Annotated in this window: 10 protein-coding genes; 7 read left to right on the top strand and 3 right to left on the bottom strand. The window is 60.2% G+C overall.

Translation table 11 applies throughout. The annotated features are described in order from the left end of the window. Positions 1-138: 138 nt before the first annotated feature. The 3 genes from ACIPY9_RS05570 (at position 139) to ACIPY9_RS05560 (ending at position 5,196) form a co-directional block, all read left to right on the top strand. The gene (locus ACIPY9_RS05570) at positions 139-1,245 is read left to right on the top strand and encodes a pyridoxal phosphate-dependent aminotransferase (RefSeq protein ID WP_400697801.1); all 1,107 of its coding nucleotides are present in this window, start codon (positions 139-141) and stop codon (positions 1,243-1,245) included. Positions 1,246-1,572: 327 nt separating this feature from the next. Then, on the top strand, positions 1,573-3,624 hold the full coding sequence (locus ACIPY9_RS05565; protein WP_400697799.1) for a putative bifunctional diguanylate cyclase/phosphodiesterase: 2,052 nt from the start codon (positions 1,573-1,575) through the stop codon (positions 3,622-3,624). A gap of 213 nt (positions 3,625-3,837) precedes the next feature. Beyond that, positions 3,838-5,196 carry an imelysin family protein gene (locus ACIPY9_RS05560; protein ID WP_400697797.1) on the top strand — a complete coding sequence of 453 codons (1,359 nt, stop codon included), beginning with the start codon at positions 3,838-3,840 and terminating at the stop codon, positions 5,194-5,196. 86 nt (positions 5,197-5,282) lie between these two features. Here ACIPY9_RS05560 and ACIPY9_RS05555 read toward each other — a convergent pair whose 3' ends face one another. The 3 genes from ACIPY9_RS05555 to ACIPY9_RS05545 all read right to left on the bottom strand — a co-directional run bounded on the left by ACIPY9_RS05555 (position 5,283) and on the right by ACIPY9_RS05545 (position 8,609). Beyond that, positions 5,283-6,431: an MFS transporter gene (locus tag ACIPY9_RS05555; protein ID WP_400698311.1), complete on the bottom strand. Its 1,149-nt coding sequence runs from the start codon at positions 6,429-6,431 to the stop codon at positions 5,283-5,285. Positions 6,432-6,603: 172 nt separating this feature from the next. Continuing rightward, on the bottom strand, positions 6,604-7,455 hold the full coding sequence (locus tag ACIPY9_RS05550; RefSeq protein ID WP_400697795.1) for an SDR family NAD(P)-dependent oxidoreductase: 852 nt from the start codon (positions 7,453-7,455) through the stop codon (positions 6,604-6,606). Continuing rightward, complete coding sequence (locus ACIPY9_RS05545) at positions 7,452-8,609, bottom strand: metallophosphoesterase (protein WP_400697792.1); 1,158 nt, start codon at positions 8,607-8,609, stop codon at positions 7,452-7,454. Before ACIPY9_RS05545 ends, ACIPY9_RS05550 begins: the two co-directional genes overlap by 4 nt. Positions 8,610-8,735: 126 nt before the next feature. On the opposite strand from ACIPY9_RS05545, the gene ACIPY9_RS05540 reads away from it, so the two are divergent. From ACIPY9_RS05540 to ACIPY9_RS05525, 4 genes are all read left to right on the top strand, one after another. After that, entirely contained in the window at positions 8,736-9,656 is a 921-nt protein-coding gene (locus ACIPY9_RS05540; protein ID WP_400697790.1) for a LysR family transcriptional regulator, read from the top strand. A gap of 138 nt (positions 9,657-9,794) precedes the next feature. Then, entirely contained in the window at positions 9,795-11,222 is a 1,428-nt protein-coding gene (locus tag ACIPY9_RS05535) for a di-heme oxidoredictase family protein (protein WP_400697787.1), read from the top strand. Positions 11,223-11,252: 30 nt separating this feature from the next. Next, on the top strand, positions 11,253-12,317 hold the full coding sequence (locus ACIPY9_RS05530) for an imelysin family protein (protein WP_400697785.1): 1,065 nt from the start codon (positions 11,253-11,255) through the stop codon (positions 12,315-12,317). A 16-nt stretch (positions 12,318-12,333) separates the two neighbouring features. Then, on the top strand, positions 12,334-13,434 hold the full coding sequence (locus tag ACIPY9_RS05525) for a DUF1513 domain-containing protein (protein WP_400697782.1): 1,101 nt from the start codon (positions 12,334-12,336) through the stop codon (positions 13,432-13,434). Positions 13,435-13,578: the final 144 nt, after the last annotated feature.

Here is a 13,578-nt window from a genome sequence, read left to right as displayed (position 1 = left end):
CCCGCGCCGGCACCTCTCTGTAAATATCCTTCGCTTGCTATCGTTTCCCACAACGAAGACCCCGCCACTCAACCACGCACTATATTAATGTGCCATTACGAGTGCAGACGTTCGCAACCAACAAGGGATTACTACTCCATGTCATCGGTCAGCCGTCGTTCTTTCGTTACCCTCTCCGCCCTGGCTTCCGCCAGCATGGTACTGCCTCGTATCGGTGCTGCGGCTCCCCGGAATCCTCCTGCAGCCAGCACCAAAAAGATTCATCTCAACTTCAATGAAAGCCATTTAGGCCCGTCATCCCTGGCCCTTGAAAAAATGCAGGACGGCGCAGCCTCGACAGGGCGCTATCACTATGGCGCACAACTGAAACTCATCGAGCTGTTTGCCAGACAGAACCAGATCCCCAGCGATTACGTTCATGCCTACAGTGGCTCGCGTGAACCCCTGCAATATGCGATTGCCGCGTTCACCGATGAACACCGGAGCCTTGCCCTCGCCACGCCGTCCTATGACGCCCCTGTGGAAGCGGCGAACAGCCAGAAGGTCACGATCCATGAAGTGCCGTTACTGGCCAATGGCGAGCACGATCTGGCGGCCATGCTCAAGGTCGACAAGACACCCGGTCTGATCTACATCTGCAACCCCAACAACCCGACCGGCACCGTCACGACACCGCAACGGATCGAGGAAGCCATCCTCAACAAACCTGAAGGCTCAGTGGTGCTGATCGACGAGGCCTACATTCATTTCTCGGATGCCCCGAGCCTCATCCCGCTGGCCACAAAGCGCAAGGATGTGCTGGTCCTCAGAACGTTTTCCAAACTCTACGGCATGGCGGGTGCCAGGCTGGGTCTGGCGGTAGGCCACCCGGAGCTTCTGGAAAAGCTCGAAGTCTGGGACGGCAACAACTTTGTCCCCCTGCCCGCGGCCATGGGGGGGATTGCCAGCCTTGAAGACCCGGCGCTTGTCCGTCAGCGCAAGTTACTCAATGCCAATGTGCGCGAACAGACGCGGGCCTTTCTTGCTGGGCATGGTTTCACTTGCACAGCTTCCCAGGCCAACTGTTTCATGATCGACACGGGGCGCCCGGCCGAGAAAGTCATCGAAGGGCTGGCCAGACGTAATATTCTGATTGGCAGGAAGTGGGATGTCTGGCCGACCTGGGTACGCGTCAGCATCGGGACGCAAGACGAAATGAAAGCTTTCCGTCAGGCCTTTCTAGAGGTCGTACAACAGCTGGCCTGACAGGCGCCCAAGTCCCTTCGCAGCCTCCTCTGCCCTCGCTTCAAGCAAGTGAGGGCGGTCACGCTTTCATCGCCCGATGGCGCCTGGAGTATTGCCAGAAAGCAATAGCGGACTAATATCACTGCTTATATCTTACAGAGTCATGCTCAAGTTCCATGCATACTTGTCCGACATAATAAGATCCCTATGGATCCAGGGTTGTGGACGGACAGGGCAAGGGAAGCAAGAATCGATCTGTCGGGAAACGCTCTCGACACAGGTTGGTAAGGCTGGTTTTTCGATGGTTGTAGGGCTGCACACTCCCGACACGAATTAAGGAATGACCATTTGAAGCTGGAACTCAAACACAGCTTGTCGGTTAAGTTGCTGCGCGTGGTACTGCTGTCGGCGCTGTTCGTAGGCGTTGTATTGAGTTGCGCGCAAATCGTCTTCGATGCCTACAAGACGCGTCAGAATGTGGCCAATGATGCCGAACGCATTCTGGATATGTTCCGCGATCCTTCGACCCAGGCGGTCTACAGCCTCGATCGGGAAATGGGCATGCAGGTCATCGAGGGGCTGTTCCAGGACGACGCCGTTCGCATGGCGTCCATCGGGCATCCGAACGAAACATTGCTGGCGGAAAAAGACCGCCCCCTGAAAGCTTCCTCGACTCGCTGGCTGACGGACATCATCCTTGGCCAGGAGCGCACCTTTACGACACAACTGGTCGGCCGCAGCCCTTACAGCGAGTATTACGGTGATCTGCGCATCACTCTGGACACCGCCAATTACGGTGAAAGCTTCATCATCAATGCGGTCATCATTTTCATCGCCGGGGTGCTGCGCGCGCTGGCCATGGGGCTGGTGCTGTATCTGGTCTATCACTGGCTGCTGACCAAGCCGCTGTCCAGAATCATCGAGCACCTGACCAGCATCAACCCCGATCGCCCCAGCGAACATCAGATCCCCCTGCTCAAGGGCCACGAAAAAAACGAACTGGGCATCTGGGTCAATACGGCCAATCAGTTGCTGGCCTCCATCGAACGCAATACCCACCTGCGGCACGAAGCCGAAAACAGCCTGCAACGCATGGCTCAGTACGACTTCCTGACCGGCCTGCCCAACCGGCTGCAGCTGCAAACCCAACTGGACAAGATCCTGGTGGATGCCAGGCGCCTGCAACGCCGGGCTGCGGTGCTGTGTGTCGGTCTGGACGACTTCAAAGGCATCAACGAACAGTTCAGCTATCAGGCGGGCGACCAGTTGCTGCTGGCTCTGGCGGATCGCCTGCGCGCCCACAGTGGTCGGCTCGGAGCACTGGCACGTCTGGGCGGCGACCAGTTCGCACTGGTCCAGGCCGACATCGAGCAGCCTTACGAAGCGGCGGAGCTGGCGCAGAATATTCTGGATGACCTTGAAGCCCCCTTCGCACTGGACCAGCAGGAAATCCGTCTGCGGGCGACCATCGGCATCACCCTGTTTCCCGAAGACGGCGACAGCACCGAGAAGCTGCTGCAGAAAGCCGAACAGACCATGACCCTGGCCAAGAGCCGTTCGCGCAACCGTTACCAGTTCTATATCGCCAGTGTCGACAGCGAAATGCGCCGTCGTCGCGAGCTGGAAAAAGACCTGCGCGAAGCCTTGCCTCGCAACCAGCTTTATCTGGTCTACCAGCCTCAGATCAGCTATCGCGATCACCGGGTCATGGGCGTGGAAGCCCTGATCCGCTGGCAGCACCCGGAGCATGGCCTAGTTCCGCCGGATGTCTTCATTCCTCTGGCCGAGCAGAACGGCAGCATCATTGCGATTGGCGAGTGGGTGCTCGATCAGGCCTGCCGTCAGTTGCGCGAATGGCACGACCAGGGCTTTACCGACCTGCGCATGGCAGTCAACCTGTCCACCGTGCAGTTACACCACTCGGAATTGCCCCGTGTCGTGAACAACCTGCTGCAGATCTATCGTCTGCCGCCGCGCAGCCTGGAACTGGAAGTCACCGAAACCGGCCTGATGGAAGACATCAACACCGCCGCCCAGCACCTGCTCAGCCTGCGTCGCTCCGGCGCGCTGATTGCCATCGACGACTTCGGTACCGGTTATTCGTCCCTGAGCTATCTCAAGAGCCTGCCGCTGGACAAGATCAAGATCGACAAGAGCTTTGTGCAGGACCTGATCGATGACGACGATGACGCCACCATCGTGCGTGCCATCATCCAGTTGGGGAAAAGCCTGGGCATGCAGGTCATTGCCGAAGGGGTGGAAACGTCCGAACAGGAGGCCTATATCATTTCCGAAGGCTGTCACGAAGGTCAGGGTTACCTCTACAGCAAACCCCTGCCAGGCCGTGAATTGCTGGCGTACCTGAAACAGGTGCAACGCAGCCAGGCAGAAGTCCTGTAAACCAGCCACTGGTGTGTGGAAAAGGGGCTGGTCGCGACGGCAATCACAGCCTGTATCGCCCCTCTGTCTTGAAACCGACAGTTACAAGTCGTCGAATGCTCGTCCACGACTTTACGGGCCTTATGCCTTTACACCGAATGCAAATCTTTCGCATTATGTCGCAGTTTTTCTGGGCGCCCGGCGCCATCACTTCTCTAGACGCAGGATTCCGTCATGATTCGTATGCCTCTGGCAACAGCTAGTCTGCTGGCCATCGCTATCTCCCTCGCCGGTTGCGGCGAAGGCAAGGACAAGGCGGCCGCGCCTGCTCCTGCAGCGACGCCAGCACCCGCGACTCCGGCCGCTGCACCCGCCGCACCGGCTCCGGCAGCTGCAACCCAGACCGACGATGCCGCCGCCAAGGCGGTGGTCGCCAACTACGCCAACATGGTTTACGCCGCGTTCAGCGATGCCGAAGCCGGTGCCAAGACATTGCGCACCGCTGTCGATGCCTTCCTGGCCACCCCGAACGACCAGACCCTCAAGGCCGCCCGCGATGCCTGGGTAGCTGCTCGCGTGCCTTACATGCAGACCGAAGTCTTCCGTTTCGGCAACACCATCATCGACGACTGGGAAGGTCAGGTGAACGCCTGGCCTCTGGATGAAGGCCTGATCGACTACGTGGCCAAGGATTACCAGCACGCGCTGGGCAACCCTGGCGCGACCGCCAATATCATCGCCAACACTGAAATCCAGGTCGGCGAAGACAAGGTCGACGTCAAGGACATCACGCCCGAGAAACTCGCCAGCCTCAATGAGCTGGGCGGTTCCGAGGCCAACGTTGCCACCGGCTACCACGCCATCGAATTCCTGCTGTGGGGCCAGGACCTGAACGGCACCGGCCCTGGTGCGGGCGCACGTCCAGCCAGTGACTACCTCGAAGGTGCCGGTGCAACCGGTGGCCACAACGATCGTCGTCGCGCCTACCTCAAGGCCGTGACCGAACTGCTGGTCACCGATCTGGAAGAAATGTCGGGCAACTGGAAAGCCGGTGTCGCCGATAACTACCGCGCCACGCTGGAAGCCGATTCCGGCGAGAACGGCCTGCGCAAGATGCTGTTCGGCATGGGCAGCCTGTCCCTGGGTGAACTGGCGGGCGAGCGCATGAAAGTGGCCCTGGAAGCCAACTCCAGCGAAGACGAGCACGATTGCTTCAGCGACAACACCCACAACTCGCACTTCTACAACGGCAAGGGTATCCGTAACGTCTATCTGGGCGAGTACACCCGCACCGACGGCACCAAGGTCAGCGGCCCAAGCCTCTCGTCCCTGGTCGCCAAGGTTGACCCGGCCACCGACGCCACCCTGCGCGCCGACCTGGACGACACCCAGGCCAAGCTGCAGGTGATCGTCGACCACGCCAACAAGGGCGAGCACTTCGACCAGTTGATCGCCGCGGGCAACACAGCCGGTAATCAGGTGGTACGTGACGCCATTGGTGCGCTGGTCAAGCAGACTGGAGCCATCGAACAGGCCGCCGGCAAACTGGGCATCACCGACCTGAACCCGGACAACGCCGATCACGAGTTCTGATCCGCGATGTGATTGAGGCCTTCAGGCCTGCGGTATCGAATGCCAGTCAGTTCTGCTGACTGGCATTTTTCATGGCGACGCCGGAGTCAGGCAGCGGTTTTGCCAATGCCTGTGAACCGTTTCTCGACACCGATGGAAACCAGGAAAAAGGCCACCCCGACAACGGCCAGCCCTGCCCCGACCCAGCCCGTGGATGCCCAGCCGAACCCGGCAGCAATCGAGGCACCGCCCAAAGTGGCTCCCACGGCGTTGGAGATATTGAAAGCACTGTGATTGAGGGCCGCCGCCAATGTCTGGGCCTTTCCGGCAACGGCCATCAAACGCACCTGAAGCGCCGGTACCAGTGCAAATCCGCAGCCGATCAGGAACAGTAAAACCAGCGTGACGACCGTGGATGATGCGAACACGGAAAAGAGCCCAAGGAAGAAGGCATTCCAGACCATGATCGCGAAAATGGCAGGAATCAGGGCGCGATCGGCCAACCAGCCGCCGACCAGATTGCCCACGATCATTCCTGTTCCCCATAACGCCAGGACCATGGGCACCTGACCCGACGATAAGCCTGTCACCTCGGTGAGCGTCGGTGTGATGTAGCTATAGACGGAGAACATTCCACCAAATCCGATGGAGGCCGTAGCAAGGGTCAACCAGAGCTGCGGTCTTTTCAGCCCGCCCAGTTCAGACCTTGCGCTCACGGACTCATCTCGGGGGATGGCAGGAATGAACACCCAGAACAGCAGGATCGTCAGCCCTCCACCCGCCGCCAACGCCGCGAAAGCGCCCCGCCAACCGAACGCCTGCCCTATCCAGGTCGCGGCAGGAACACCGATCACGTTGGCAGCCGCCAGGCCAGCCATGACATACCCGGCAGCTTGTGCCTTGCGGTTTTCAGCCACCATGGCTGCCGCCACCAGACACGCCACGCCGTAATACGCACCGTGTGGCAAACCTGCCAGAAAGCGGGCTCCCAACAGTGTGGCGTGGTTCCAGGCCACAGCGCTCAAGCCATAGCCGACCGCAAACAGGGCAAGCAACGCAATCAACAGCGCTTTACGGGGCCAGCGTGCCGCCAGAATGGCAATGAGCGGCGCCCCGACGACAACGCCCAGCGCATAGGCCGTAATATAGCCACCGGCAACCGGTATGGAGACATTCGTATCAGAAGCCAGCGATGGCAGAAGGCTCATCGAGGCAAACTCTCCCGTCCCGACGAAGAGGCCGCCCAGTCCCAGCATGGCAATGGCGACACCGACGCCATGGGGCACGGAGATGGCAGGCGATGAGCTGGAGGAAGGTTGTGTATCGATATCGGTCTGGCTCGTCATGGGGTCGCACGCTCCCGTGCAGGCCCCTCTGAAGCAGGGCCTGAGTCAATGAAAGGGGAAAGAAACCGGCTGATCAGCGGTTTCAGAGGTCTGCGATGCTGGCAGCGAACGCGTCGGCATAATCCTTGTGCCAGCGTGAGAGTGCCGGACGCTTCTGGATGAGGTCATCCGCCGCCCACTGCATCCGGCGCTGATCCAGTTCCCAGCTCGCTTCGTTGTCTTCGCAGAAGAGATAGAAATCGCCTTCGCCCATTTTTTCGATCAGGCGTTCTGCAACCTGATCGGCCGTCCAGGGGCTATCCGGCTTGGGCGTGTCGGCGGTCATGTCGGGGAAGTTCATGGGTGTGAAGGTGTAGCCGGGTATCAGCAGATGAGCGGAGATTCGCGCGCCAACCCGCTCCCTCAACTCGTGCGCCAACTGCTCGGTCAGCACTTTGATGGCGGCCTTTGAAACTGAATAGGCCGCATTGCCCGGACGGGTCGTGATGCCCTCCTTCGAGCCGACGTTGACGATGGCAGCGCGTCCTTCATGCGCAAGCCATGTCTCGACAAACATTTGCTGCAACCGAAGCAGGCTCCAGAAATTGACTTCCATCAGCGCACGCCACCCGGCCATGTCTTCCCAGGGGCCAGCGCCCTTGAGAATGGCGGCATTGTTCACCAGCAGGGAAACCTCACCGAACTCACATGACTGTTCATGGAGGCGATGAAGATCGTCTTCGCACGTGACATCTCCCTTGATTGCCAACAGCCTGGCGTCCGGCATGTCCCTGCGCAGTGCTCTGACTGCCAGATCCAGTGCCTCCGCGTCCTTGTCGAACAGAACGACGTTCATGCCTTCCCTTGCAACCCGCCGGGCAATGGCATACCCGATACCTAGCGCTGCTCCGGTGACAACGGCAACGGCGCCTTCACGAATGGCCGGATGGTTCATGGAGAAACTCCTCTCGCTGAATGTTCATCGGGTGAATGGCTCCGTAGAACAATCTCTGTAATCTCGGCAGGAACGCCGAGCCGTATCGGAAAACCGTTCCACAATCCGGTGCCATTGCTGAGATACAACGTCATGCCTGCAATGTTGTAGCGCCCGGAAACGAAGCCTTGATTTGCCTGGCGAGCAATCAGGTCCAGGCCTTTGACCATTCCGCCATGGGTGTGACCGGAGAGTTGCAGGCTCACGCCCGCCGCCGCGGCCTGATCGGCTCCCACGGGACGATGCTTGAGAAGAATGATGGGGGCTTCTGCCGGAACGCCTTGAAGAGCCTGAGACAGATTCGGCCCTTCAAGGCCGAAAGCCGGCGCAGCTTCATCGGTCACGCCTGCCACGACCAGAGCCTTCTGCCCCTCGCCCAGCACGGTGTGCCCATTGACCAGAACCTGCATGCCAAGCTGCCGGAACACCGCCATCCAGCGCGGACCGTCAAAGTAATACTCATGGTTTCCCGGAACAGCGATGACGCCCCGGGATGCCTTCAATGCACTCAAGGGCGCAACGTCCTGTCGACGGGCTTCGACGGTTCCATCGATGAGATCGCCTGTGATCAACACCAGATCGGGCTCCAGCGCATTGCTGCGCGCCACGACCTGACGGACCCAATCCTCCTGAAAAAGGCGACTGATATGCAGGTCCGTCAATTGAACGATACGCATGCCATCCAGCGCGGAGGGCAACCCCTTTATCGTCAGTTCCAGGCGCCGGACCTCAGGAACCTGAACGGCCTGATAGACACCCAGCGCCGACAGCCCAAGCGCCACAACGGCAATGGCCGAACGAACACGCCCACGGGCCAAGGCACTCAAGCGCCTCCTGCGATACAGAGCCAGAAGCCCGGCGCCCCCATCGCTCAAGAGCGTGAAGACCAGAATCAGGACAAATGCACAGAACAGCCACCCGGCCACCAGAACGCCCGCTCGTGGAAACTCGGGGGAAAACATCGTGCCGTAGACCAGTATCAGAATCAGGTGATACTTGGAGATCACCAGCAGCGTAATCGCCAGCACCGTGCGACACCCCGTGGAAACGGGCAGCGGAACAATGAAGCGCCAAAGCACATAGAGGTATGCAAGCGTGAGGTAGACGTGGAACACAAGACACTGCCCGGAAAGAAAGGTGAGGTAATGGTTGAATTCAACTAATGGTACATTGCCAGACCGGCGACATTGATTAGCCCCATTGAACCCACCATTGAAAAAAACTCAACATCAGGACTCGAAATGCCCGTACTGCCTACCACGCGACTGTCTCGTGCAGACCTGGCCGACCTGAATTCATTTCTTGCCGTGGAGCGGGTCCGAAGCTTCACCCAGGCGGCTATCGAGCTGGGAATCACCACCTCGGCCCTGAGCCATTCGATCCGCAACCTGGAGGCCCGTCTCGGCGTGCGGCTCCTGAATCGCACCAGCCGGACCGTATCCCCCACAGATGCCGGAGCCGTGTTGGCGAAACGTCTGACAGTGGGGTTCACTGAAATCAGCGGGGCACTGGCGGCACTCGATCAGCATCGCGACCGCCCCTCCGGCAAGCTGCGCCTGAATGTATTGAGCGATGGCGCGCGGCTGCTGTTTACACGGTATCTCCCGCGTTTTCTGGAAACCTACCCGGAAGTCTCGGTGGAGGTCGCGGTGGATGACCGGATGGTGGACATCGTGTCCGCGGGCTTCGATGCCGGGATCCGGTTTGGCGATACCATCCCCGAGGACTACATCGCCGTGCGGATCAGCGAAGCCTTGCGCTGGGTCGCGGTCGCGTCGCCGAAATACCTGAATGCCAGCCCCCGGATCCTGATTCCCGAGGACTTGAAGAACCAGAATTGCATCCGGATCCGTACGGGCAACGGCGTCATCTATCGCTGGGATTTTGCAAAGGACGGTGAGCATCGTTCGATCGATGTCCCCGGGCAGCTCTGTGTGAACGAAACAACGTTCGGAATAGAAATGGCGCTGGCAGACAGAGGCATCACTTACTGCCTTGAAGAACGGGCCCGTCCCTATCTGGATCGGGGCGAACTGCAAATCGTCCTGCCCGACTGGGCGCCCATCGAACCCGCGTTTCATCTCTATTACCCGGGACGTCGACAGATGCCGCCCGGTCTTCGTGAACTGATTGACTCCTTTCGCCAAGGCGTCTCCTCCTGATACGGGCACAACGCCCTGCCCTCATGAATTCGTAACAATACATTGCCTCAGGACAAGCAAACGATAACTCCTCTTATTCAAAGCGCAGGAGGCTGATAAGCTTGCTGGCCCTGATTTTCGGCTCTTTGCAGAATTTGGATGAGTATGCCGCTGCGCCTTTCCCTTGTATTGCTTTCGACTCTGGCCCTGATCGCGTGCGATGACGCCCCGCGTTTCACCCAGGCAGAGCCGGGCGAGGCTTTGTCCGGTGGCAGTACCACGGTGCAGAAAAGCGATCAGAACGCCTTCTCGCTGCCGTCCGCCAATCTGTCACCGGTGCGCAGGCTGGACTTCAGTGTCGGCAACAGTTTCTTCCGCAATCCCTGGGTCATCGCGCCGTCGACCACCACGGCCCGTGACGGACTCGGGCCGTTGTTCAATACCAATGCCTGTCAGAACTGCCACATCAAGGACGGCCGTGGCCATCCGCCAGAGCCGGGCGACAGCAATGCCGTGTCCATGCTGGTCAGGCTCTCGATCCCGGACAACCCGGCGTACGCAGAAGTCATCCAGCGCAATGGTGTCGTGCCCGAACCGACCTATGGCGGGCAATTGCAGGACATGTCGATTCCCGGCGTCGCGCCGGAAGGCAAGGTGCGGGTCGAGTACGATCCCCTGACCCTCCGCTTCCGCGACGGTATGACGGTCGAGTTGCGCCAGCCGACCTTGCGCATCACGCAACTGGGTTACGGCCCGATGCACCCCGACACCCATGCTTCGGCGCGCATCGCACCGCCCATGATTGGCCTGGGCCTGCTCGAAGCCATTCCCGAAGCGGCGCTCCTGGCCAATGCCGACCCTGACGACAAGAATGGCGACGGTATCTCGGGGCGTGCCAACTGGGTCTGGGACGATGCACGGCAGAAGGTCGTCATGGGACGGTTCGGCTGGAAGGCCGGGCAACCCACGCTCAACCAGCAGAACGTTCATGCGTTCTCCGGCGACATGGGGCTGACGACAAGCCTGAAAACCGCCGATGACTGCACCTCGTCCCAGACCGACTGCCTCGAGGCCCCGAACGGCAATGGCCCGAACGGCGAACCCGAGGTCAGCGACAACATTCTGCGTCTCGTGGAGTTCTATACCCGCAATCTCGGGGTCCCGGCGCGCCGCAATGTGAACGATCCGCAGGTGCTGGAAGGCAAGAACCTGTTCTTCAAGGCTGGCTGTCAGCAGTGCCACACGCCACAATTCACCACCCGCGCCGATGCCGCAGAACCCGAACTGGCCAATCAGGTGATTCGCCCTTACACCGACCTGCTGTTGCATGACATGGGTGAAGGCCTGGCCGACAACAGGACAGAGTTTCAGGCCACTGGCCGTGAATGGCGTACGCCACCATTGTGGGGGCTCGGACTGACCGAAGCCGTCAGTGGCCACACACAATTGCTACACGATGGTCGCGCCCGCAACGTGATGGAGGCGATACTCTGGCACGGCGGCGAAGCCCAGGCGGCCCAGCGACAGGTTTTGGCGTTCGATGCCGAACAGCGTGCAGCGCTGTTGGCATTTCTGAATTCGTTATGAGTCTTTCCCTTTAAAAATAAGGAGCCGGACATGTTCCGACCCAAGTTGTTGTTCACCAGCCTTGCGGCTCTGGCTCTGGGAGCCTGCTCACCCTCGGACCCTCAGGCCGTCACCTCGGCCGCCATCGCCAAGCAGGTGATCCTGCCGACCTACAGCCGTTGGGTCGATGCCGACCGTCAACTGGCCAGCAGCGCACTCGCCTTCTGTCAGGGCAAGACCGACCTGGAAACCGCCCGCGCCGACTTCCTGAAAGCCCAGAAAACCTGGGCCGAGCTGCAACCCTTGCTGATCGGCCCGCTGGCCGAGGGCAATCGTGCCTGGCAGGTACAGTTCTGGCCGGACAAGAAGAACCTGGTCGGGCGTCAGGTCGAGCAACTGGTCACCGCTCAGCCACAGATCAATGCCGAAGAACTGTCCAAGGCCAGCGTCGTGGTACAGGGGCTGTCGGCCTATGAGTACATTCTGTTCGATGCTGGCATCGATATGGCCAACGCCGAGCAGAAAGCCCGCTACTGCCCGCTGCTGACCGCCATCGGTGAACGCCAGAAGGCCCTGGCCGAGGAAATCCTCAGCCGCTGGAACAGCAACGACGGCATGCTCGCGCAATTGAGCAAGTTTCCCAACCCTCGTTATGCCGACTCACACGAAGCCATCGCCGAGCTGCTGCGCGTGCAGGTCACGGCACTGGACAGCCTGAAAAAGAAACTGGGCACCCCGCTGGGTCGCCAGACCAAAGGCCTGCCGCAGCCGTTCCAGGCCGATGCCTGGCGCAGCAAGTCGTCGCTCAGCAGCCTTGAAGCCAGCCTGATCAGCGCTGAAACCGTCTGGGCCGGTGTGGATAACAAGGGGCTGCGCGGTTTGTTGCCCGCCGAGCAGAAACCGCTGGCCGACAAGATCGATGCCGCCTACGCTGCCAGCCGCAAGCTGCTGTCGGAACTCAAGCCGCCACTGGCGGACTTGCTGGCCTCCGAGGCTGGCCGTCAGCAACTCAATGCGTTTTACGACAGCCTGAACGTGGTTCACCGCCTGCATGAAGGTGAACTGGCCAAGGCGTTGGGTATCCAGCTGGGCTTCAACGCCAACGACGGCGATTGATGGAGAAGGAGTGATGATGTTGCGACGCCAGGCCCTGGCCCTCGGCAGCCTGTTGCTCAGCGCCTGTACGTTGGGCGGCTGGACGCTGTTTCGGCAAAAAGGCAAAAGCCCGCTGCTGCTGTCTGCTCGCGACGATGGCGATGCCAAACACTACGCGGTGGGTTATCGACTGGACGGCACGCAAGTGTTCGCGACCCAGGTCGCCCAGCGCTGCCATGACATCATCAACCATCCGTCATTGCCATTGGCGGTGTTCATCGCCCGCCGCCCCGGTACCGAAAGCTACCTGATCGACCTGCGCGACGGTCGCCTGTTGCAGACCATCACGTCAAAACCGAACCGACACTTCTACGGCCATGCCGTGATTCATGCTGACGGCGAATGGCTGTACGCCACGGAGAACGACACCACAGACCCCGGTCGTGGTGTGCTGGGGGTTTATCGGTTTGTCGATGAGCGACTGGTGCATTCGGCAGAGATCCCGACCCATGGCATCGGCCCGCATCAGGTGTCGTGGATGCCGGACGGTGAAACCCTGGTGGTCGCCAATGGCGGTATCCGCACCGAAGCCGAAAGCCGCGTGGAGATGAACCTCCATGCCATGGAACCCAGTCTGGTCCTGATGCAGCGCGACGGCACCCTGCTGAGCAAGGAAACGCTTTCGCAGCAGATGAACAGCGTACGTCACATGGGCATTGCCAGCGACGGCACGATTGTCGCCGGGCAACAGTTCATGGGCGATGCCCACGAGTCCGCCGAACTGCTGGCCATCAAACGTCCGGGCCAACCGTTCCAGGCCTTTCCGGTGGCCGAAGAACAACTGCGGGCGATGGCTCATTACACGGCCAGTGTTGCCGTCCATAGCGACCTGCGGCTGGTAGCCCTGACCGCTCCGCGAGGCAACCGGTTCTTCATCTGGGACCTGGACAGCGGCGCTCTGAAACTCGATGCCCCCTTGCCTGACTGTGCAGGTGTCGGTGCAGTCGCCGACGGTTTTGTCGTGACCTCCGGTCAGGGACGCTGCCGTTTCTACGACTGCCGCCAGCCCGAATTGCTGGCCAGGCCTCTGGATCTGCCGGCAGGACTTTGGGACAACCACCTGCATCTGGTCGGTTAGCCGGTAAATACCGCCTATAAGGATGGGGTAGGAGCGAGCTCATTCGCGAACACTATTCGCGGTTGAAACCGCTCCTACAGGCGATAAAAAGAGAAATTTCCCACGCGGCATCGGGTTGCAATATCCAACCGCGGAGCTAGCCTG

This window comes from Pseudomonas sp. NPDC089734, assembly GCF_044748865.1.
Lineage (GTDB): Bacteria > Pseudomonadota > Gammaproteobacteria > Pseudomonadales > Pseudomonadaceae > Aquipseudomonas.
The sequence above is the reverse complement of the archived record's forward strand: the minus strand, read 5'-3'. Positions and strand labels throughout refer to the sequence as shown.

What these genes read in the sequence shown, in the direction of transcription:
- ACIPY9_RS05540 (WP_400697790.1), top strand. Translation starts at nt 8,736, where the DNA reads ATGCCCGTACTGCCTACCACGCGACTGTCTCGTGCAGACCTGGCCGAC.
- ACIPY9_RS05570 (WP_400697801.1), top strand. Translation starts at nt 139, where the DNA reads ATGTCATCGGTCAGCCGTCGTTCTTTCGTTACCCTCTCCGCCCTGGCT.
- ACIPY9_RS05530 (WP_400697785.1), top strand. Translation starts at nt 11,253, where the DNA reads ATGTTCCGACCCAAGTTGTTGTTCACCAGCCTTGCGGCTCTGGCTCTG.
- ACIPY9_RS05525 (WP_400697782.1), top strand. Translation starts at nt 12,334, where the DNA reads ATGTTGCGACGCCAGGCCCTGGCCCTCGGCAGCCTGTTGCTCAGCGCC.
- ACIPY9_RS05560 (WP_400697797.1), top strand. Translation starts at nt 3,838, where the DNA reads ATGATTCGTATGCCTCTGGCAACAGCTAGTCTGCTGGCCATCGCTATC.
- ACIPY9_RS05535 (WP_400697787.1), top strand. Translation starts at nt 9,795, where the DNA reads ATGAGTATGCCGCTGCGCCTTTCCCTTGTATTGCTTTCGACTCTGGCC.
- ACIPY9_RS05550 (WP_400697795.1), bottom strand. Translation starts at nt 7,455, where the DNA reads ATGAACCATCCGGCCATTCGTGAAGGCGCCGTTGCCGTTGTCACCGGA.
- ACIPY9_RS05555 (WP_400698311.1), bottom strand. Translation starts at nt 6,431, where the DNA reads ATGCTGGGACTGGGCGGCCTCTTCGTCGGGACGGGAGAGTTTGCCTCG.